Origin of the sequence: Pedobacter gandavensis, assembly GCF_032678745.1 — a bacterium.
Lineage (GTDB): Bacteria > Bacteroidota > Bacteroidia > Sphingobacteriales > Sphingobacteriaceae > Pedobacter > Pedobacter gandavensis_C.
The window spans coordinates 385,604-406,156 of record NZ_JAVTST010000002.1; the positions used below are offsets into that span (position 1 = coordinate 385,604).

The following is a 20,553-nucleotide window of genomic DNA, read 5'->3' on the forward strand; positions in this document are numbered from 1 at the left end:
AGTTCAGAAAATGAATTAGTTAGCAACCGCTCTAAACATCAACGCTGCAACCGTTAAATTCGTTCTGCTGTCGATCAAAATCGCTGCACCATTCGCTTTATTCTCCGTATAAAGATCAAAAGCCAACTCATCAGCTGTTTTAATTAAAATCCGGCCAATATCATTCAGCTTAAAGTCAATTGCATTCTGCTTCTCTAAAGTATTGATGTCCACTTTATAGATGATTTCACTGATCTTCGCTTTTGTAACCTTGCTATTGTGTTGCAATAAATAGGTAATACTCTCATCAAGCGGACGACTATCCATCCAGCAAACATCTGCTTCAATCAGTTTAGCATTTTGCGGTAAATGATCCGAATTTACCAGAACATCACCTCTGCTAATGTCAATATTGTCTTTCAGGTGAAGGGTAACCGACTGTCCGGCATGAACCTCTTCCGGTCTAAGGTCAAATATTTCGATTCTATCAATTACAGAGCTACTTCCCGAAGGCAATACCGTAACCTTATCATTCAGTTTAAAAGAACCACTCAACACGCGACCAGCATAACCACGGTAATCATGAAGTTCATCAGTCTGAGGCCTCACTACCCATTGTACTGGCATTCTGGCCAGGTTATAGCTTTGTTTATCTTCTACATCAACCGTTTCCAGGAAATGCAAAAGGCTACGTCCCTGATACCAAATCATGTGCTGAGATTCATGAACGATGTTATCCCCTTTTAATGCACTTACCGGAATAAAAGTTACTTCTTTCAGATCCAATTCGGCAGCCAGTAAGGCATACTTCTCTGTGATTGCATTAAATACTGTTTCACTATAATCCACCATATCCATTTTATTAATGGCCACTACTACATGCTCAATACCTAATAAAGAAACCAGGTAGGAATGTCTGATGGTTTGTTCTACTACCCCGTTTCTGGCATCGATTAAGATGATGGCCAGTTTGGCGGTAGAGGCACCTGTAACCATATTTCGGGTGTATTGAATATGACCAGGAGTATCGGCGATAATGAATTTACGCTTTTCCGTCTGGAAATATTTATAGGCCACATCGATGGTGATTCCTTGTTCTCTTTCTGCTCTTAGTCCGTCTGTTAAGATGGCAAGGTCGATGGTACCATCGTCATTTTTACGGTTGGATTGCTGTAAGGCTTCCAGTTGATCCGCTAAAATAGAATCTGTATCGTAAAGCAGTCTTCCGATAAGTGTACTCTTTCCGTCGTCTACACTTCCTGCTGTAAAAAATTTCAATAAATTCATTAAAAATACCCTCCTTTTTTACGGTCTTCCATCGCAGCTTCCGATACCTTATCGTCCAAGCGGGCTCCCCGTTCACTAATTTTTGATGCACTGATTTCTCTGATGATGTCTTCGATCTGATCGGCTTCCGATTCTACGGCTGCGGTGCAGCTCATATCACCTACGGTACGGAAACGAACCATTTTATTTTCTACGATATCGTCAGCATCCATGTTCAGGAATGGCGATGCGGCCATCAGCTGACCATTTCTGGTAATCACATCTCTGCGATGCGCGAAGTAGATGGAAGGAAGATCAGTATTTTCTCTTTTTATATAGTTCCATACGTCAAGCTCAGTCCAGTTACTGATTGGGAAAACGCGAACATTTTCACCTTTATGGATTTTACCGTTATAGATGTTCCACAATTCCGGACGCTGACGCTTAGGATCCCATTGTCCGAATTCATCCCTTACGGAGAAGATTCTTTCTTTGGCTCTCGCCTTTTCTTCATCACGACGTGCGCCACCGATACAGGCATCGAAACCATGTTTGGCAATCGTATCCAGTAAAGTGATCGTTTGCAGGGAATTTCTACTTGCATTTTTCCCTGTTTGCTCTACTACTTTCCCTTGATCGATAGATTCCTGTACATGGCCAACGATCAGCTTTTCGCCAAGGCGTTCTACCATCTGATCGCGGTAGGCAATTGTTTCTTCGAAGTTATGTCCGGTATCGATATGTACCAGAGGGAAAGGAAACTTTCCTGGTCGGAATGCCTTTTCAGCAAGTCGCACCAGGGTAATAGAGTCTTTTCCTCCGGAGAATAGCAATGCTGGCTTTTCAAATTGCCCTGCTACTTCACGTAAGATGTGAATCGCTTCGGCCTCCAGTTCGTCTAAATAATCTAAATTATACTTACTCATTTTCTTATCTTTTACTTGGTGGCATGTAAACCACATTCTTTCTTTGATTGATCTTCCCACCACCAGCGTCCGGCTCTGAAATCCTCCCCTTCGCGTACCGCTCTGGTACAAGGGGCACATCCGATGCTCGGAAAGCCTTTATCGTGCAGGGTATTGTATACGATATTATGTTCCTTTATGTAAGCCTTTACTTCTTCCAGCGACCAGAAAAATATGGGGTGAAATTTCAGCAGATTATTCTGCTCATCCCATTCCAGATTGGTCATATCAGTTCTGTTTATCGATTGCTCGGAACGGATGCCCGTTACCCAGCAATCTTTATCGGCAATTGCTCTTTTTAAAGGCTCTAACTTACGAATATGACAACATTCTTTTCTATTTTCTACTGATTCATAAAAGCTGTTTGGTCCTTTGGCATTCACCATTTCCTGCAAAGCTTCTGCTTGTGGATGGTAGGCCAGAATTGGCTTTTTATAAATTTCTAAAGTTCTGTTCCATACGTAATAGGTTTCCGGGAAGAGCCTGCCTGTTTCCAGGGTAAACACTTCAATGGGAATATCATTTGAAAATATCATGTGCGTGATCACCTGATCTTCCCAACCGAAACTGGTAGAGAACACAATCTTTCCGGGGTAGGTAGCTGCGAAATATCGTAGTGCCTCTACCGGATCTTTATCTTTTATTTGTGCGGCTATTGCTGCTAAATCTTCTTTCATAACTAAAATTCATTAAGGACGAAGTTGATGATGCTACGTAAGCTAACCAATACCACCAACACGCCTACCGATACCATAATTGTTTTCACAGAGATCTTGTTGGATACCCTTGCTGCAATCGGCGATGCCAATGCACTACCAATTACTAAACCTGCTACAGCCTCCCAATGGGCACCATTTAACATGGTGATAAAGGTCAGGGAACTCATCAAAGCGATAAAGAAACGGGTAATTTTTACCGTTCCTAAAGAGAACCTTGCATTTCTTCCACCGGCAATTAAGCTCGACAATACAATTGATCCCCATCCACCACCACCAACAGCGTCAATAAAACCACCGGACAAGCCTAGAAGACCGATCTTTTTGATTTTACCTTTCGGATTTTTCACCTTACGGTTGATCTTGTAGGCTTTGGACAGGATCACCCCACCCAGAATCAGGGTATACAAGGATATGATTGGCTTTGTATAATGGTTATAATGTTCCAGAGAAGACAGCAGGTAAGCACCCACTACCGCTCCTACAATCCCCGGTAATAACAACATCCGGAACAACTTCCAGTTTACATTTCCAAAACGGTAATGCATCCAACCGGCAATACCATTGCTCAGGATTTCTGATAAATGGACACCCATACTCGCTGAGGCCGGGGGAACGCCCATTGCCAGAGAAAATGAGGTGGAGGTAACTCCATACGACATTCCTATTGCACCATCAATCATTGCAAACACAAATCCACCAATCAGGAACCAGTAAAATAGCGGATCCAATTGCGTCAGGTAGGCCTGAAATTCAGGTTCTTTATGCCAGAATGCTGTAATCACTACTAGAAAAGAAAGAACAATTGAGGTCCAGATCAGCCATTTGAAGTTCTTTTTCACTTTGTCGACCTTCTTTTCAGTCACCAAAATAGATGTTACCTCATTCAGTCTTTTCACTTTCGCTGCGAAATCACCGTTTAAAGTGCTTCTTAAAGCCTCCATGTTTCCTAAAGTATCATTCAGTTCTTCCGGCAGACTATCATTCAGTACTTCTTTTAAGCGTTTCGCAATTGTTGGCGACTTTCCATTGGTTGATATCGCAATTTTCAAGTCACCTTTTTTCACGATTGAACCCAGGTAAAAATTACACAGATCCGGCTTATCGGCAAAGTTTACTAATAAATTCCGCTGATCAGATTCGGCGCGGATCTGCTGGTTTAAGTCCGCATTATTTGTGGCGGCTATCACCAGATCCGCATCATCCAGGTCCTCAGGAATAAATTCCCTTTGGATAATTTCCACTCCCTGATAAGCCGCTGCCAGTGTTCTCAGTTCCGGTAAAACATCAATTGCTATAACCCTAACGCGGGCTTCCGGACTATTTGACAAGATGGCTGCTAATTTTTCCAGTCCAACAGGACCTGCACCAATCAGCACAGTGCGAATGGTATTCAATTTGATGAAGACAGGAAATAACTGGTTGCCTTCCATATTAATTATAGTTCTTCTTTAAGTGCATTGAAAAACTCCTTGATGGGTTGAAAAGAAGGATGTAAGGATACAACCTCACCAAAAATCAATAGTGCCGGTGCTTCAATTCCTTTTTCTTCTACAGTTTCCAGGATCGTATCTACCACACCGATTGCCAGTTTTTCATTTTGAGTAGAACCACTTTGAATCGCTGCAACAGGTAATTTTCCTTTCCCCTCATTTTGGAAAAGTTTTACGATTTCTTTCAATTTCCCTAAGCCCATTAATACCACAACAGTAGCTTTAGATCTTGCTGCTTCATACAAATCGTTAGAAATCTTTCCAGAAGCAGTAGTTCCTGTAACCACCCAGAAGCTTTCGCTTAAGCCTCTATGTGTAACCGGAATTTGTTGTAAGCCAGGAACAGAGATAGAACTCGATAAGCCTGGAATTACCGTTACCGGGATGCTATAACCCGCAGCAAAATCCAATTCTTCATAACCTCTTCCAAATACAAAAGGATCACCGCCTTTTAAACGTACCACGTGACCGTAGTTCAGGGCATAATCAATCATCAGCTTGTTCACAGCATCTTGTGAGTAAGAGTGTTCGCCTGAGCGTTTTCCTACATATACCTTGATGGCCTCAGGATTGGCATAATCCAACACACCTTCATTCACCAAAGCATCATATAAAACCACATCTGCAGATTTCAATGCATTTGCACCTCTCATGGTAATCAATTCAGGATCACCAGGGCCAGCACCTACCAAAGTAATCTTTGGCTCTTTGTTATTTATATTTTTAGTACTCATTAGATTTTCTCCTCTCTTTTTGCATTAATCTGATTAAAAAACGCTGTTACATCAGCCAGGTAAGCGGCAGCAAATTCGGCTGTAGGCTCATGCTTATTGATTTGTAGTACCAGTTCATTAAAAGTGCTTTTCAGCTCAAATTCTCCTGTTTCCACGTAATGGGTATCAAACTCACGGATCACACCGATTTGTGTACTGCTGTTTACCGCTTTATCCAGTAACAATGCTTTTGCAGCGTTCACAAATACCGCATAAGTATGGTAAATAGAATCAGACCATGCTCCTGCTTCGAAAGAAGCCTTTGCCCAACCCAACTTTTCTTCTGCTTCTAAAAGTAAAGTAGCTACTAAGTCGATCACCACACCTGCACATTCTCCAACTCCAATCGCAGTATTGAAGATCTCTTCATGACCCCAATCTACATATTCTTCATCTTTAAGGGTTGTTAAGTCGGCCAATGGTTTTAACAACTGGTAGAAATAATCTTTCCCTTGTCTGTCGTAATAACTATGGAAACTCTCTTCGGTACTGCTGTTGGCACTGAAATCATTTAATAATGTTCTTAGTACTCCTGTTGCACGCTTAGAAGGTGCTTTAATCACTCTTTCTGCAACTCTACCTGCGCCATCTCCTACCGTACCACCACCCAACATAACTTGTACTGCCGGTACTACTTTTCCATTTGCTTTCACTGAACTACCATGGAATCCGATGTGCGCCAAACCATGCTGACCACAAGAATTCATACATCCACTGATTTTGATTTTGATGTCTTTATCGTAAATCAATTCTGGAAACTCTTCGTAGATCACTTCTTCCAGTGCCACAGAAAGTGACATACTGTTAGAAATCCCAAGATTACAGGTATCTGTTCCAGGGCAGGTGGTTACGTCACCAATGCTGTCGAATCCGGGGGTAGCAAAATCTAATGCCTTTAATTCAACATACAAGGCTGGTAAAGCACCTGCTCTAACAAATTTCAAGAGTAAACCCTGGTTTTGGGTAATGCGAATTTCATCTGCTACATATGGACTAATGCCTGCTACCAATTTACGGGCACGATCAGTTTTAATATCTCCTACGGGCACCTTAACATACACGCCATAAAAACCTGATTGCTTTTGCTCCACAACGTTTGTAGCACGCCAATGTTGGTAGTCTAAGGTATTAACCACGTCTAATTCCGGGTACTCCAGTAAAGCAGGAGGCTCAGGAGAAAGAACTGCATCTCTATCTATTTTAAAGGATTTTGACTTATTGGCGATTCTTTCTTCATCGATTAATCTCAATAATTCTTCTAATCCTAATTTTTGCACTAAATATTTAAGACGTGCTTTGTTTCTATTTGTACGTTCTCCGTAACGATCAAATACCCTCAATACTGATTCAGCATAAGGAATAATCTGATCTTCCGGAAGAAAATCATGTACCAAACTAGCTAGAAAAGGTTGCGCACCTAATCCACCACCAAGCATCACTTTAAAACCACGTTCGCCATTTTCATTGATTTTTGGGATAAAACCAAGGTCATGGATATAGCTGTAAGCCGTATCTTTTTCATCGGAAGAGAAAGAGAATTTAATCTTTCTTCCCATCTCCTGGCAAATTGGATTGCGCAGAAAATAAGTGAAAAATGCATGAGCATAAGGTGAAACATCAAACAGTTCGTTTGGATTGATTCCTGAATCAGGCGATGAGGTTACGTTTCTTACCGTATTTCCACAAGCTTCACGGATCGTTACATCATCGCGTTCCAGTTCCTCCCACAATTGAGGAGTTCTGTCCAGACTTACATAGTGAATCTGGATGTCCTGTCTGGTGGTTAAGTGAAGGTTTCCACTTCCATACTCATCAGATACATCTGCGATGCGTAATAGTTGTTTGAAGGTTACTTTTCCGAAAGGCAATTTAATGCGCACCATTTGTACCCCAGGCTGTCTTTGTCCGTAAACACCACGGGCAAGGCGTAGGCTTCTAAATTTCTCCTCATGGATTTTTCCTTCGCGAAAGGCTCTGATCTTTTTCTCAAGATCAATAATATCCTTTTCAACAACAGGATTTTCTAACTCTGTTCTAAAACTTTGCATAGTACGTTTGGTCTTATTTGAAAAAAGCTTCTTCTGTCGGGGAGACTGAAGAAGCTTTTAAATATTTTTACTCTTTACAGCCGAAATCATTAACCACACATGCAGTGGATTAACATCAGATTTCCGTTGTAAGTTGTTTGGTTCATAAAACAAATATATAAAGTATATAGGATTAGTAGTACATACCTTCAGTAAAAAATATATAAGTAGCTGTTTTTCAATGAATTAATTTACTACCAATCCTATGGAATTAATTACAAAAACCTATATTCATCTGATTATAAAGATATTACACGAAAGCTTTTACAGCCATATTTTCATTCCTAATACGCGATCTTCGGTGCGATATGCTATTTCCGAATCATCCTGAAAATGTCAAATTGATTGGGATCAAAACAAAATCCCACATGAAAACCTACATTTATAAGGTAAGTCAACTATGAAAAGAAAAATCAACCTTTTACCTTTTGCCATCATCATTAGTTTTATCTTTTTGATCAATTGGTATGTCCTATCAGGAATTGAAACGTTAACCAATAGCAGTTGGTTAAGTCCGGTGTTCTGGGGTTTTATCATTTTCATCATAGCCTCGCTCGGTTATGCGATCCAGCGTATGCGCGAAAATGGTATGGACATCTTTTTCAAGATCAGTACACATACTTTTCTTGTATTGATCAGCAGCGAGCTGATCTTCATTCTAATTTTAATGATTGGAGATGGTTATCGGTTAATTGCCGGTGGTCCAAGAAGTGTTTACTGGGTGGAATTTGGACTGATTTTATTCCTTATCACCATTTTTATTTTCTTATACGGCATTATTAAAGGGAAGTACGCCTACCGCGTGATCAAACACACTTTATTTTTTGATGAATTGCCAGCACAGTTTGAGGGTTTCCGCATAGCCCAGATTTCAGATGTACATGCTGGCAGCTTTAAAAATGCAAAAGCGGTACAAAAAGGCATCGACCTCATCAAAGCTCAAAATGCGGATCTTTTTGTTTTCACTGGAGATCTGGTGAACAATAAAGCGGAAGAAATTGTACCATGGATGGGCCATTTTTCGCAGGTAAAAGCCCCTCAGGGACAATTCTCAATTCTTGGAAACCATGATTATGGGGATTATATTAAATGGGAAAGCGAATCAGCCAAACAAGCCAACCTACAGATGCTAAAAAAATACCATGCGGAAATGGGTTACCGCTTGCTTTTAGATGAGCATGTACGTATTGAAAAAAACGGGCAACACATTATCCTTGCTGGAGTAGAAAACTGGGGGATTGGTTTTGGGGAGCGTGGCAATCTTAAAAAGGCATTACAGGATGTAAATCCGGAAGATTTTAAAGTTTTGCTTTCGCATGATCCCACACACTGGGATGCGGAAGTAAAAAAATGGCCATCAAAAATACAACTCACCTTATCAGGTCATACACATGGGATGCAATTTGGTATAGAAGCTTTTGGCATCAAATGGAGTCCTGTAAAATACCGTTATGCACACTGGGCAGGAATCACCAGTGCTAACGGTAGATACCTGAATATCAATAGAGGATTTGGCTTCCTTGGTTTTTCAGGGAGAGTGGGCATCTGGCCAGAAATTACCGTTATAGAATTAAAGAAAACGAACAGGTAAATTTCATTTTCTTTAATTCTAGCAGTAATATTTTAGGAACTGAAGGCAATATTAACTGGAATATGCAGCCTCATAATCAGGCGTGGTTACTTTTGTATAACATCTAGCTAGCTTTTCAACCGCATAATCAATCTCGTCTTCTGTATTGTAGCGGCTAAAAGAGAAGCGAACTGTTGACCTGCCAAAAGGGGTCCCCAAGGCACTGAGTACATGAGAACCCGCAGCAGACCGACTATTACAGGCACTTCCTCCAGATACTGAGATTTGATGTTGATCGAGATAAGATAAAAGATCAATTCCGTTATTTGGATCTGGTAATGAGACACTCAATACGCTATTTAAACTCAATTCTGTATTTGCAGAATTCCCATTGAAAGCAACATCAGTAATCCTGTCTCTAAGCTTAAAAATCAAGCGCTCCTTTAAGCGGATCAGATGCTGCTGGCAGGTTTCCCGGTTTCTATAACTTAGTTCTAATGCTTTTGCTAACCCAACAATCCCGGTTACATTTTCTGTACCTGCCCGTTGCTTTTGCTCCTGGGAGCCACCATTAATTAAAGGATAAAGCGTCTGTCTGGTGTTTCTATATAAAAACCCGACACCTTTCGGTCCGTGGAACTTATGTGCTGAACCCACCAAAAAATCAGCGTTCAGTTTAGGGGTATCATAACGATATTGCCCCATAGATTGGACTGTATCAGAGTGAAAAACAGCATCGTATCTTTCACAGAGGAGACCAATTTCCCCGAGGTCATTCAGGTTTCCAATCTCATTGTTCCCATGCATTACTGAAACAAAAGCTTTTTCATTCTTACTCAACAATTGTTCTAAATGCGACAGGGAAAGGTTTCCCTGAGCATCATGTTGAAGATAGGCAATTCGGATTTCTCCCTTTTTTTCCAGCGCCTGTAAAGTATGTAGTACGGCATGGTGTTCAAAAGCAGAAGTGATGGCCAATTTGATTTCATTACTACGAATACCGGAAATGATGGCGGTATTGTCTGCCTCGGATCCACCGGAGGTAAATACAATATTGTCTGGACTGGCATTGAGCAGGTCGGCAATAATTCCCCGGGCTTGAGCGATGGCTACTTTCGCCCCTCTCCCGTGATGGTGTGATGAGGATGGATTTCCAAAGTTTTCAAAGAAATATGGTTCCATTGCCAGGAATACTTCTCTGTTTAAAGGTGTGGTTGCGGCATTGTCTAAATAAATTCTCATGCGAATTGGTTTAATAGATTAAAAAATAACCTACTTAATCAGTTTACAAGAATAAGGCATTGGATGAGTTTCCTAGAAAATCAAAAACATAGTTTTCTAACAACTTATCTCTTCCGCCAATGGCGGACAGGAATTAGCACCTTATTAATTTAACAGGTTGCTAAGACATCACAGGGCCTTTCCCTCAGTCTTTCTGGATAAGTAAATAAATGTATGAACTTTTACTGCCAGCAAAGATACAATAAAGTCTACTAATTCAATAGTCTTTATTGAAATTATTATCTATTTTAGATGTTCAGTCATACAATTGCTAATTCTACCTAAGAAATAACGAATTTTCCCTTCAATTGAAGTTTCAATTCCATATTTTTGCAGCATATTCTAACAAGAGTATAATTACACAACCTGAATGGAAGAAAATAAATTGAGAGAAGAGGCGCATCAAGTAACTGGCGACAACAGTATTTTAAAAAGAATATTCCAGGATAGAAAAAGAACCAATATTTTAAGCGGTGTAGAGCAAAGCACAATCTCCTGGCTGGTAAAGCGTATTCCTACGTTTATCAGTTCAGATATGCTAACGTTTATAGGTACTGCAGGTTCTGTGATTGTACTTTTAGGCTTTATTCTCGGTACTTACCTTGGTAGAGAGTACCTATTATTAGGTCCAATTGGTTTAGCAATAAATTGGTTTGGTGATTCCTTAGATGGGAGAATGGCTTATTATAGAAATACTCCCCGTAAATGGTACGGTTTTTCATTAGACATTATTATGGACTGGGTAAGTACAGTTCTGATTGGCTTGGGCTATCTTGTTTATGCCAGAAATGAGTATGAACTGATTGCCTTTATATTTGTAGCTTTATATGGCTGGGCTATGATTATCTCGCAACTGCGTTATAAAATTACAGATATCTATAGCATTGATGCAGGTGTAGTAGGTCCTACAGAGATCCGTATTATTCTTGCCATCATCATTATTTTAGAAGTCATTTTTGGTCATTTAATTGAATATTTTGCTACAGGTATCTGTTTGGTATTGTTCATCATTAACTTCATTGACACTAGAAAACTATTAAAACTGGGCGACATCAGGGACAATGCAGAGCGTGAGGCAAAACAACAAAAGGCGCGTTAATGAGCATTAAGAAATCTGTATACGTTTTTGGAAAAGCGCAGGTTTCCGCTTTCTCAGGCGGTGTTCTTGATTACCTGATCATGATCGCCTGCACCGAATTACTGCACATTCATTATACCATTTCTATAGCTATTGGTGGCATCATTGGTGCCATCGTAAACTTTTCTATCAACCGTTACTGGACTTTCAATGCCAACCAGGCCAATCAGCTTCCAGTAGGTAAGCAATTGATAAAATTTGTTTTTGTTGTTGCCGGAAGCATCCTTTTAAAATCATCAGGAACCTATCTTTTCACCAACTTGCTGCGTTTGGATTATAAAATAACCCGGATCATGGTAGACATTTTGGTTTCTCTAGGTTTCAATTACACCCTACAAAAGTATTGGGTCTTTAAAAAAACGACTGGTGATTCAAAAACACCACAAGGGCTGGAAGTAAAAGGCTAATTTGAGCAATCGAAGCTCAGCCTCAGAATCTCAATCAGTAAAAAGTACCATTTTATGAAGAATTAGTACCTCTTGGAAATCAAGGGGAAGCAGTATCTTTGTATATGAAGAATGACATCCCTGTATATGACATCAGTACTTTTGAAGAATACAAAAATGCAGGTATTCTTGTCAGCAGGTTTGGCCATTATTCAAAACAGTACTTACACTTACATTCGGCACACCGTCATTCCTTTTATCACATGGTTTGTTTCACTAAAGGAAGTGGCCATCAGACGATAGATTTCAAAAACTACCCCGTATTACCAGGAATGATTTATTTCATGACCCCCGGACAAGTACACAGCTGGGCTTTTGAATCGGAAGTAGAAGGATATATCATCAATTTTTCTGAAAGTTACTTCAAGTCATTTTTATACAATCCACTATACCTGGAGAATTTCAGTTTCTTTGATGAGCATTCCGGTGATGCAGTGCTGGTATTACCAGAGCTGACTATGGCAAAAGTGGTATCTCTTTTTGAGGAGATCCTACATGAGGGAAAAGAACCAAGGCCATTTGATGCGGATTTAGTAAAGTTATTAATGCTGAACATTTTTATTCAGGTGTCCAGGGGATTGAGTTTAAAACAACAACCACAAACGAATTCCTATAACCAGACCCTGCTGAAGAGTTTTAAACGATTAATTGAAACTAATTTTATAGAATTGAGGTTTCCTAAACAATATGCAGAACTGTTATATATCACTCCAAATCATTTAAACGCATTATGCAATGATCTTTTGGGAATTTCTGCAGGTCAGCTCATCCGGGATCGGGTGATTTTAGAGGCCAAGCGTTTGTTGATCAATATGGAGCTTTCCATTGCGGAAATTTCAGAGAAACTGGCTTTTAGCGACCCCTCCTATTTCATAAAATTCTTTAAAAAACAAGTGGGTTCAACCCCAGATAAATTTAGAAAACAAGATAAATAAAACACACAGATATGAGCAGCACAGACCAATTAAATCATACACCGCATGTTTCCCAATGGTATGGCATCACCCATTCTAAATGCCCAAGATGTCGCACAGGTAATGTTTTCACAGGCGCTACTTACGGCTTCAAAGTGCAAAAAATGAATGAATTTTGCCCACATTGCGGTTTAAAATTTGAACGCGAACCAGGATATTTCTATGTAGCGATGTTTGTGAGTTATGCGATGAATGTGGCACAAATGATTTCTATGAGCGTTGCGGCTTATGTTTTAGGCTTGCCTTTAACCTATGAAAATCTATGGTACTATGTTGCCATCCTTCTGGTAGGTGTGTTTCTATTCTCGCCATTCAATTACAGGTACTCCAGAATGGTTCTTTTATACTGGTTATCTCCGGGATTACATTACGACCCTTCCAAAGTCTAAAAGATCGGTTGCTATCATTTCAATACGTTAATACCCCCCTCTTTATAAAGGCTCACAGATCACTCTGCTGAGCCTTAAATTTTAAAAAAAGGACAAAATTTCATCATTGAATTGGTATCCTAAGGCAACATCATCTCCTGTGGACGAAGTCCCAAAACCTGCTGAAAGGTATTGCTAAAAGTAGAAACACTATCATATCCGACTTTCATGGATACGCTTTTCACATTTTCACCTGAGGTTGATAGTAACTCTACCGCCTTGATCATTTTATACAATTTAAGGTATCCGGCCACCGTAATTCCAATATCCTGCTTAAATAGTCTTTCCATAGTTCTTGCAGAGAGGTTAAATTTTGCCGCTACTTCAGGAATTTTGAGTTCATTAATCTCTGTCCCGCCATTGTCCACACATGCGGTTAGGTAATCAACCATATTGGCAATTCTTAGATCTCTGGGTACAGGGAGTACTAAAGGCAATGCCGTATTAAAAGTGAGTGGTAAAATTCCTACGAGTGCCTTTATAAAATCTTGCTCCAGAGGCTCTTCTTCTTCCAGTCTCGACCATTGTTCCGTAAACAAAATCATCTCCCTTAAGACTTTGGAAGTATGGAAGATATTCAGTTCTTTAAAAAACTGGTGGTCGCTGGTTTTACTCATAAATATGCAACGGAGATACACCTGTTTGATCGGACTTGAAGTCCGGTGCGCCAAGCCTGGAGGAATCCAGGCGCAATGCTGGCTGGGCAATAAATAAGTTCTTTCTGCAGTATGGAGATATTGCAAGCCCTTTTCTACAAAAATCAATTGCCCCATCTGGTGGGTATGCCATTCGTCAGAAAACTTCCAATCTGCTTCGTGCCATACATAGGCTTCCTTTTTAACCGAATCAACGGTTAGATGACAAAATCTTGCTTTATTCATGTGTCGTAAAATGACATGTTATTGGCAAATATAGACATTTAAAGACAAGCAGGTTTACCGACCTTTGGGCTCTTATTACATCATTAAATCGATATTCAATGAATTTCATAAATTCAATCCGCGTAAAAACAGGTCTATTAGTATTGTTGAGCCTCTTGAGCAGCGCGATCTTAAAAGCACAGCCTAAAATGAACCAAAAACCTTCAGCTATGAAAATTCTGGTCTTATTTAATACAGAAAGCGGCGGTACCTATAAAATGGCAAAAGCCATTGCTGCTGGTATAGAAAAATTTCCTGGCGCAACTGCCGTACTAAAACAAGTACCGAGGATTAAAGCCCTTGCTAACGAGGATAAACAAATATTTGGTAATATTCCTTATGCCAACATCTCCGAATTACCTGATTATGATGGTATTGCATTTGGATCAGCAGTTCATTTTGGAAATATGTCGGCAGATATGCGTTATTTCCTAGACCAGTCTGTAGGTATCTGGACGGCTCATAAATTAGAAGGCATTCCTTCCACCGTGTTTATGTCGGCAGGAAGTGGTGCAGGACGTGAGGCTGCAATTCTATCTTTTTGGAGTACGCTAGCAGTCCATGGTATGGTCATCGTGCCAACCGGAATTATGGGAACATCCGAAATTGATAAAACCATCCCTCAGGGAAACACTGTTTTTGGCGCAAGTTCAGTTGCCGGTGCAACAGCAGTAAGCAGACCTTCTGAAGGAGAATTACATATTGCGACGCTTCAAGGCTATGCACTTGCTAAAGCTGCTAAAGGTTACCAACTAACCAAAGACAGCAGGCCAATCGCAACTGACAAAGCCATTTCCCTAGCCCCAAAAATGAGTAAAATTGAAGCCCGTTTGAAAGCATTGAACCTGACTTTACCTGATGCGCCAGCTCCTGTTGGAAACTACAAGCCTTTCCGCCTTTCAGGGAAACAAGTATTCATTAACCAGATTGCTTTAAATGCTGGAAAAGTTGATCACCCGGGAATGGTGGGTACTGAAGTAACAGAAGAACAAGCAAAGTTAGCTACGCGCCAGACTTTACTGAACGTCCTTGCAGTATTAAAACAAGCTGCTGGTGGTGATTTGGATAACGTGAAACAAGCGGTACAGCTAACCGGATTCTTTTACACTGCTGCCGGTTATACCAAACATGCCGTATTGATGAACGAGGCTTCTAATTTGCTGGTAGAAATATTAGGAGAGAATGGCATGCACACCAGGGCTACTGTTGGCGCTTCCTCTCTCCCTATGAATTCTTCTGTAGAGATTCAGGCTATTTTTGAACTGGAATAACAGGGCTAGTCAGCAATCGCCTGTGGTAATTGATCTGACCGGTATGGTAGGCCAAATGCGCTAATAAATGACACAACATGAAATCGTTCGTTTGGCCTTCATATACCTCTTTGATCAGTATCGGATACGCCGCATCCAGGTCTTCCAGCTTTTCAATACTCGTCTTTACATCTGCTTTTAAAGCATAAAGTTCTTTTAGTAATTCCTCATCAGTAAACCTTACCGCTTTAAATTCTGCTTCGCGGTCGCGTTCGTAAGGGAATCCGCCCATTGGCGCACATACGAAGGTTCTTAAATTTCCGATCAGGTGCTGTGCCAGGTGGCCTGAGGTATTACTAATTCCGGCAGCAGTTAACCACATTTGTTCTGACTGAGGATAGGCCTCTATCTCTGTAATCAATCTTTGAAGGTCTCTTTCGTAAAGATGGGTATAGTATTGTTTTGTCATGATATCTTTAGGTATGTCTTCAAAAATCGTCAAAACAGCTGATCTTACCTCATATTAATTTAAAAAAAACAAGAGATTTAGCATAGTGTCATAATCGCCCAGAGCGAAGCAGCAGATATGGCCAGCCAGAGGATCAGCCCTTGCAGGAATGGCTTTACACCAACTACCCGAACTACTTTAAATGACAAGCCAGAACCGATTAGAAAAAGTGTAAGGGTCAAGCCTGATTTAGCAATACTCACAAGGTAAGGCGATAAGGCTGCCATAAAAGGCAAGTAAGTATTGGCCAACATTGCCAGGATAAATAAGCCTATGAAATAAGGCAGTTGTACCTTACAGCGGTCGCTTTTAAAGAGAAAAGCGGTTCCAAATGCTAGTGGGACTATCCATAAAGCACGGGCGAGTTTCACTGTGGTCGCAATTTGCAAGGCTTCCGTACCATATTTACTGGCGGCTCCTACTACAGAGCTGGTATCATGAATAGCGATGGCACACCACATTCCAAATTGACTTTGTGTTAAACCTAGTGCATGTCCAACCATAGGAAAAAGAAACAGGGCTATAGAGTTCAGGACAAAAACAATCCCTAGAGAAACAGAGATATCTTTTTCTTCTGCTTTCATAACCGGAGATAATGCGGCAATGGCACTACCACCACAAATGGCAGTTCCGGCAGAAATCAGGTAAGATGTTTTATCTCCGATTTTGAAAACTTTCCCCAGGATATAACCTAGGATCAGCACACCAACTATGGAAGCAACAGTAAACATTACACCTTCCTTTCCGGCTTTCATGGCGGCAAATACGTTCATTCCAAAGCCTAGACCGACAACAGAAACTTTTAACAGCCAATTGGTTGCCTTGTGATTGAGTTCAGGATAAGGATGCTTCATTAGCTGCGCCATTATTAACCCTAGTAATAAAGCTAATGGTGCTGACATAAATGGCAACAGACAAAACAATGCTGCTATTAAAAATATAATCTTCCTTTTTTGCTCATTAAGTTCCATAATCACCCTTGTTTCTGACACAAAATTGAGAAGAATGGAACTACTGGTCAAATTGAAAAATCTGATCCGATATTACTTTAGGTTATAAGCAAACTGTGCATGACGTAAGAATACTTCAGACAAACCATCCAGCTTACCTTGAAGGTGGATAAAGTAAAAATAGCGCTCAATGCTCAATCCATTCACATCAATCACGCTCAGGCTGCCGTTTTGGAGTTCTTTGGTTAAGGCATGGATAGAAATAAAAGCCAGACAAGAGGAGTTCATGAGGTAAGACTTCATACTCTCCGTACTACCTAGCTGGATTTCCAATTTCAGATCGGACATTTTTAAGCCTACAGATTTTAGCGCATGGCTGATCACTTCCCTTGTTCCAGATCCCTGTTCCCGCAGGAGGAAAGCATAATCTTTTAAGGTTTCCGGATTCAGCAGGTCTTTTTTTGCCAGGGGGTGATCCTTCCCGCAAACCAGAACAATTTCATCCTTAATGAACTCCGTATAACTGATTTCCTGATTTTTGGATTTACCTTCTACAATGCCCAGGTCAATTTCTTTATCAATCAAAGCCTTTTCAATCTGCTCTGTATTTCCATTGATCAGGTTTAGTCTAATTTCCGGGAACTTCTTCCTGAAACCTGCAAGTAGCGGAGCGGCAATGTAATGGGCAATAGTAGTACTGGCACCAAGATTCAACAAGCCTTCTTTTTTATCCACCAGGGCATTCATCTCAAAATCAATGTTCCTATAAATGGCAAATAGCTCTTCAGCATGATGCAATAACAATTCCCCCGCGGCTGTTAACTCAATCCGATTTCCTTTACGCACAAATAACTTATTATTATACTGCTGCTCCAGTTCATGGATGTGTTTCGTCACTGCCGGTTGGGTAATGAATAAACTCTCGGCGGCCTTTGTAAAGCTGAGGCGTTTGGCTACGGTATAGAATACTTCTAAGCGAAAATCTGACATCGGAATCCGGGTTTGGGTGCTTGGTTAAACACCCAAACTTAAAGAAAGCCATTCAGGTATCCTTAAAACCGAATCATATTGTTACCTTTTATTTTACTGGAATTTCCATTTTCTTCAAGCTCTGGTTTCTAAATATTGATACCGGAACCCGCTGTACCAATTGGAATCCTGATTGAACTGTAGCCAGATCCTTCCAGTTTTTAATCTCTTTGTCATTGCACATCAACAATACGTCGTTAGCCTTTAACAATCCATACAATACGCTTTTCTCTGGCACCTCTACCACCAACACACCTGTTTCGGTAGCCATACCTGTTGCAGAACGCTCGCCAAGGGTATTGAGATTTTTAACTTTTGCACCCAAAAACTCATAGTATTCCGCTCCTTCAGATTTCATTTCTGAAACAATAACAGGCAATTTTACCGGCCGCACCAATGCTTTCAAATCAGCACTAGTTACCCCAAATTGATCAGTTGCAAAATTCTTAAAGCCTAGTTTTAATGCCGGAGAGCTGGCTTTCACCCGATAATCTCCTTTTTCAGAATTGATAAACTGAGGATTTCCAAATAAGGAATGAGCATCAGTACCTACCTTTTGAGCTTGCGATAAGGCTTCTTTATCAGGGAAAAGGTTAAAATCAACTTCTTTACCCCAATCTTTCACCTGAATCGGATAATAATTACGCATCACAATATTGCGCCTAAAAATGTCCCCACTATTTTCAAACCATACATGAGGATGAAAAGAGTTATTGAGGATCACATTATTTTCAACTGTTCTAAAAAAACCTTCTCTGAGTTTTAACCCACCATTCAGACAAACATTATTGTAAATATGGTAGTTACCAGAACCATCGTCCAGGTCGATATCCCAGCCATGATCGCAACGGAAACGGTTATCGTGGATTACAATGGGCTTAATCACATCTGCAGTGATCAACTTAGGATTGTTTTTGGCAATAACGCCCATCAATGCATTATCAGGATGCCAGAAACGATCCCTTCCCCAGGAATTAAAAGCACCATGGTCGCCAGATTCCAATACGGTATCATAAACATCATTATAAGCAATCAGGTGTCCACCCCAGGTACCCTCAGAAATATTAATTCCTGCTCTGGGCACATCATAAATCGTATTGTGACTCACCTTAATATCCATCGACATAGAAATTTCTACACCTGCCACTTGTTTCTCAACGCTACCCAGCCCATGCATTAATGTATTTTCTACGGTACAATTGGCCGGATAGTTATTCGTTTTTGGGCCAGATTCGCGATCCATATCCTTTAAAGGGACAAACTGTGCGTACTCAAAACTCGGAGAACGAACAGCTTTGGGATCACCAACAAAGCAAACACCACTGGCACCTGCATTGGCAATATGGCAACCCGTAACCACATTATTCCTGTTGTAATTGCTCATAAAAACGGCGTTCCCACCAACAGTATTAAAAAAACATTTGCTGATCACACAATTCTCTGCACCTTCCATCACTACGGCGCCACCACGATAAATTGTCCAATCGCTACGCAATAAAGGCTCTTTGGTTTCCATGAAGGTCCTTAAAGTATGGCTTAGTTCCATTCCTTCGATCCGGATATTCCTCACCGGCTTTAATGCGCTGCCACGGAATTCAAAAAGTGACTTTAACTGTGGAACTACTACTAATGCTTTATTTAGATCTTCACTCTTTTCTGGATATAGATATAGGGTTTTATCAGTTTTATCGAAATACCACTCTCCGGCAGTGTCGAGTTCTTCGAAGATATTCTCTACAAACCGGTATTTATCGTGCATCCCTGATTGCCTGTTGTTCTGAAATCCACCTGTTAGCGTTAGTTTTCCTGCTTCATCTTTCCCTGTAATTTCATAATGATATCCGCCCCATTCATGACGGTGTAGGGCATGCACAAAACCACCTTCCGGATGTTTCCAGCTCTTTACTCTTTCCGGACTAAGGGCATCTGCTGAGGCACCACCAAAAAATCTTATTGCGGGATTGTAATTTGGGTACCTAGCCATCCTTTGCTGTTTTCCATTCACAAACAACTGATCAAAAGCTACATTTGCAGTTACCTTTGCTTTTTTGATGCCATTAGGAAGTGATTCCCAACTGAGTTGTAAAGGTTTCCCTCCACTTACTTTCACGTATTCTCCTGGATAAACTTTATAAACAACGGCTGTTTTTGGAGATCGGTCATCTTCCTGCGTAAATAACAGGGGGGCTGAAAGGTAATAAGTACCTCCTCGAACATACACTGTAACCGCTTCATGGATTTTACGGGCCAGGAGCTGCGCTTTTTGGAAGCTGGCGAGTGGTTTTTCCTTAGTCCCCGGGTTTTTATCATTTCCTTTGACGGAAATATAGAGTTCTTTGCCAAAACTGTTACTGCTGATTAATAAAAAAAGCAGGCAACAGCTCAAAGCGAGCTTAACTTGCATTAAATGTTTCATGTGTTTATGTTGGTTCTATTTGGTGTTTCAGCTGTGGTTCAAAACGTTAGCTAATGATACAAAATATAAAACATAAACAGGAATTAATTAAGAAACTAGCAACTTCAGACCTACCTAATCCCTGTTTTTACCTGGGAAGAGATCCTTAGACGTTAAAAGAATAAAAAAATCATTAACCAGCGCTTGGCCCAGCCTGGAATGGTAAAAAGAAAAAGCTGAAGGATGACCTTCAGCTTTTCATACAATATGTATTGGGAGCGTTTCTAGTTAAGGGGATGTACATAAAATTAATGAATAATGTACAAACTCCTATCGTTCAGTTCGTTCATTATATTCCTTACAATTATATTAAGATAAAAAATTA

The 20,553-nt window shown here is 40.5% G+C and carries 17 protein-coding genes, 1 pseudogene and 1 riboswitch; of the genes and pseudogenes, 6 read left to right on the forward strand and 12 right to left on the reverse strand.

Features of this window, described 5'->3' with window-relative positions; genetic code table 11:
- Positions 1–15 precede the first annotated feature (15 nt).
- From R2S10_RS09355 to R2S10_RS09380, 6 genes are read right to left on the reverse strand one after another with little or no spacing between them, the layout of a single operon-like run.
- Positions 16–1,266 carry a sulfate adenylyltransferase subunit 1 gene (locus R2S10_RS09355; RefSeq protein WP_316840180.1) on the reverse strand — a complete coding sequence of 417 codons (1,251 nt, stop codon included), beginning with the start codon at positions 1,264–1,266 and terminating at the stop codon, positions 16–18.
- Positions 1,266–2,171 carry a sulfate adenylyltransferase subunit CysD gene (cysD, locus tag R2S10_RS09360; protein ID WP_316840181.1) on the reverse strand — a complete coding sequence of 302 codons (906 nt, stop codon included), beginning with the start codon at positions 2,169–2,171 and terminating at the stop codon, positions 1,266–1,268. The genes R2S10_RS09355 and cysD overlap by 1 nt, the downstream gene beginning before the upstream one ends.
- Positions 2,172–2,182: 11 nt before the next feature.
- The gene (locus R2S10_RS09365; protein WP_316840182.1) at positions 2,183–2,887 is read right to left on the reverse strand and encodes a phosphoadenylyl-sulfate reductase; all 705 of its coding nucleotides are present in this window, start codon (positions 2,885–2,887) and stop codon (positions 2,183–2,185) included.
- Positions 2,888–2,889: 2 nt separating this feature from the next.
- Positions 2,890–4,359 (reverse strand): TSUP family transporter, encoded by a 1,470-nt coding sequence (locus tag R2S10_RS09370; protein ID WP_316840183.1) that lies wholly within the window; start codon positions 4,357–4,359, stop codon positions 2,890–2,892.
- A gap of 5 nt (positions 4,360–4,364) precedes the next feature.
- The gene (gene cobA / locus R2S10_RS09375; protein ID WP_316840184.1) at positions 4,365–5,153 is read right to left on the reverse strand and encodes a uroporphyrinogen-III C-methyltransferase; all 789 of its coding nucleotides are present in this window, start codon (positions 5,151–5,153) and stop codon (positions 4,365–4,367) included.
- A complete protein-coding gene (locus R2S10_RS09380; RefSeq protein WP_316840185.1) occupies positions 5,153–7,240 on the reverse strand; it encodes a HEPN domain-containing protein in 2,088 nt (695 codons plus the stop codon). Before R2S10_RS09380 ends, cobA begins: the two co-directional genes overlap by 1 nt.
- 439 nt (positions 7,241–7,679) lie before the next feature.
- Between R2S10_RS09380 and R2S10_RS09385 the strand changes: the two genes are divergently transcribed.
- A complete protein-coding gene (locus tag R2S10_RS09385; protein WP_316840186.1) occupies positions 7,680–8,870 on the forward strand; it encodes a metallophosphoesterase in 1,191 nt (396 codons plus the stop codon).
- A 51-nt stretch (positions 8,871–8,921) separates the two neighbouring features.
- Here the strand turns inward: R2S10_RS09385 and R2S10_RS09390 are convergent, their stop codons facing one another.
- The gene (locus R2S10_RS09390; RefSeq protein WP_316840187.1) at positions 8,922–10,091 is read right to left on the reverse strand and encodes a cysteine desulfurase family protein; all 1,170 of its coding nucleotides are present in this window, start codon (positions 10,089–10,091) and stop codon (positions 8,922–8,924) included.
- Between the two features lie 101 nt (positions 10,092–10,192).
- Positions 10,193–10,295, reverse strand: a riboswitch (SAM riboswitch).
- A 205-nt stretch (positions 10,296–10,500) separates the two neighbouring features.
- Here R2S10_RS09390 and R2S10_RS09395 point away from each other — a divergent pair.
- The 4 genes from R2S10_RS09395 to R2S10_RS09410 all read left to right on the forward strand — a co-directional run bounded on the left by R2S10_RS09395 (position 10,501) and on the right by R2S10_RS09410 (position 13,077).
- A complete protein-coding gene (locus tag R2S10_RS09395) occupies positions 10,501–11,229 on the forward strand; it encodes a CDP-alcohol phosphatidyltransferase (protein ID WP_316840188.1) in 729 nt (242 codons plus the stop codon).
- Positions 11,229–11,675 (forward strand): GtrA family protein, encoded by a 447-nt coding sequence (locus R2S10_RS09400; protein WP_316840189.1) that lies wholly within the window; start codon positions 11,229–11,231, stop codon positions 11,673–11,675. Before R2S10_RS09395 ends, R2S10_RS09400 begins: the two co-directional genes overlap by 1 nt.
- Before the next feature lie 104 nt (positions 11,676–11,779).
- Positions 11,780–12,649: a helix-turn-helix transcriptional regulator gene (locus R2S10_RS09405; RefSeq protein WP_316840190.1), complete on the forward strand. Its 870-nt coding sequence runs from the start codon at positions 11,780–11,782 to the stop codon at positions 12,647–12,649.
- A gap of 11 nt (positions 12,650–12,660) precedes the next feature.
- Positions 12,661–13,077 carry a DUF983 domain-containing protein gene (locus tag R2S10_RS09410; RefSeq protein WP_316840191.1) on the forward strand — a complete coding sequence of 139 codons (417 nt, stop codon included), beginning with the start codon at positions 12,661–12,663 and terminating at the stop codon, positions 13,075–13,077.
- A gap of 119 nt (positions 13,078–13,196) precedes the next feature.
- Here R2S10_RS09410 and R2S10_RS09415 read toward each other — a convergent pair whose 3' ends face one another.
- Positions 13,197–13,997 (reverse strand): AraC family transcriptional regulator, encoded by an 801-nt coding sequence (locus R2S10_RS09415; RefSeq protein WP_316840192.1) that lies wholly within the window; start codon positions 13,995–13,997, stop codon positions 13,197–13,199.
- Between the two features lie 98 nt (positions 13,998–14,095).
- Between R2S10_RS09415 and wrbA the strand changes: the two genes are divergently transcribed.
- A complete protein-coding gene (gene wrbA, locus R2S10_RS09420) occupies positions 14,096–15,307 on the forward strand; it encodes an NAD(P)H:quinone oxidoreductase (RefSeq protein ID WP_316840193.1) in 1,212 nt (403 codons plus the stop codon).
- Here the strand turns inward: wrbA and R2S10_RS09425 are convergent.
- The 4 genes and pseudogenes from R2S10_RS09425 to R2S10_RS09440 all read right to left on the reverse strand — a co-directional run.
- Positions 15,288–15,794, reverse strand: a pseudogene (locus R2S10_RS09425) (DUF1572 family protein); the annotation flags it as partial. The gene wrbA and the pseudogene R2S10_RS09425 overlap by 20 nt on opposite strands.
- Before the next feature lie 38 nt (positions 15,795–15,832).
- Positions 15,833–16,765: a YeiH family protein gene (locus tag R2S10_RS09430; RefSeq protein ID WP_316840195.1), complete on the reverse strand. Its 933-nt coding sequence runs from the start codon at positions 16,763–16,765 to the stop codon at positions 15,833–15,835.
- Positions 16,766–16,837: 72 nt separating this feature from the next.
- Positions 16,838–17,734 carry a LysR family transcriptional regulator gene (locus tag R2S10_RS09435; RefSeq protein WP_316840196.1) on the reverse strand — a complete coding sequence of 299 codons (897 nt, stop codon included), beginning with the start codon at positions 17,732–17,734 and terminating at the stop codon, positions 16,838–16,840.
- A gap of 88 nt (positions 17,735–17,822) precedes the next feature.
- Positions 17,823–20,189: a right-handed parallel beta-helix repeat-containing protein gene (locus R2S10_RS09440; protein WP_316840197.1), complete on the reverse strand. Its 2,367-nt coding sequence runs from the start codon at positions 20,187–20,189 to the stop codon at positions 17,823–17,825.
- Between the last annotated feature and the right edge of the window lie 364 nt (positions 20,190–20,553).

What these genes read in the sequence shown, in the direction of transcription:
- R2S10_RS09355 (WP_316840180.1), bottom strand. Translation starts at nt 1,266, where the DNA reads ATGAATTTATTGAAATTTTTTACAGCAGGAAGTGTAGACGACGGAAAG.
- cysD (WP_316840181.1), bottom strand. Translation starts at nt 2,171, where the DNA reads ATGAGTAAGTATAATTTAGATTATTTAGACGAACTGGAGGCCGAAGCG.
- R2S10_RS09365 (WP_316840182.1), bottom strand. Translation starts at nt 2,887, where the DNA reads ATGAAAGAAGATTTAGCAGCAATAGCCGCACAAATAAAAGATAAAGAT.
- R2S10_RS09370 (WP_316840183.1), bottom strand. Translation starts at nt 4,359, where the DNA reads ATGGAAGGCAACCAGTTATTTCCTGTCTTCATCAAATTGAATACCATT.
- cobA (WP_316840184.1), bottom strand. Translation starts at nt 5,153, where the DNA reads ATGAGTACTAAAAATATAAATAACAAAGAGCCAAAGATTACTTTGGTA.
- R2S10_RS09380 (WP_316840185.1), bottom strand. Translation starts at nt 7,240, where the DNA reads ATGCAAAGTTTTAGAACAGAGTTAGAAAATCCTGTTGTTGAAAAGGAT.
- R2S10_RS09385 (WP_316840186.1), top strand. Translation starts at nt 7,680, where the DNA reads ATGAAAAGAAAAATCAACCTTTTACCTTTTGCCATCATCATTAGTTTT.
- R2S10_RS09390 (WP_316840187.1), bottom strand. Translation starts at nt 10,091, where the DNA reads ATGAGAATTTATTTAGACAATGCCGCAACCACACCTTTAAACAGAGAA.
- R2S10_RS09395 (WP_316840188.1), top strand. Translation starts at nt 10,501, where the DNA reads ATGGAAGAAAATAAATTGAGAGAAGAGGCGCATCAAGTAACTGGCGAC.
- R2S10_RS09400 (WP_316840189.1), top strand. Translation starts at nt 11,229, where the DNA reads ATGAGCATTAAGAAATCTGTATACGTTTTTGGAAAAGCGCAGGTTTCC.
- R2S10_RS09405 (WP_316840190.1), top strand. Translation starts at nt 11,780, where the DNA reads ATGAAGAATGACATCCCTGTATATGACATCAGTACTTTTGAAGAATAC.
- R2S10_RS09410 (WP_316840191.1), top strand. Translation starts at nt 12,661, where the DNA reads ATGAGCAGCACAGACCAATTAAATCATACACCGCATGTTTCCCAATGG.
- R2S10_RS09415 (WP_316840192.1), bottom strand. Translation starts at nt 13,997, where the DNA reads ATGAATAAAGCAAGATTTTGTCATCTAACCGTTGATTCGGTTAAAAAG.
- wrbA (WP_316840193.1), top strand. Translation starts at nt 14,096, where the DNA reads ATGAATTTCATAAATTCAATCCGCGTAAAAACAGGTCTATTAGTATTG.
- R2S10_RS09430 (WP_316840195.1), bottom strand. Translation starts at nt 16,765, where the DNA reads ATGGAACTTAATGAGCAAAAAAGGAAGATTATATTTTTAATAGCAGCA.
- R2S10_RS09435 (WP_316840196.1), bottom strand. Translation starts at nt 17,734, where the DNA reads ATGTCAGATTTTCGCTTAGAAGTATTCTATACCGTAGCCAAACGCCTC.
- R2S10_RS09440 (WP_316840197.1), bottom strand. Translation starts at nt 20,189, where the DNA reads ATGAAACATTTAATGCAAGTTAAGCTCGCTTTGAGCTGTTGCCTGCTT.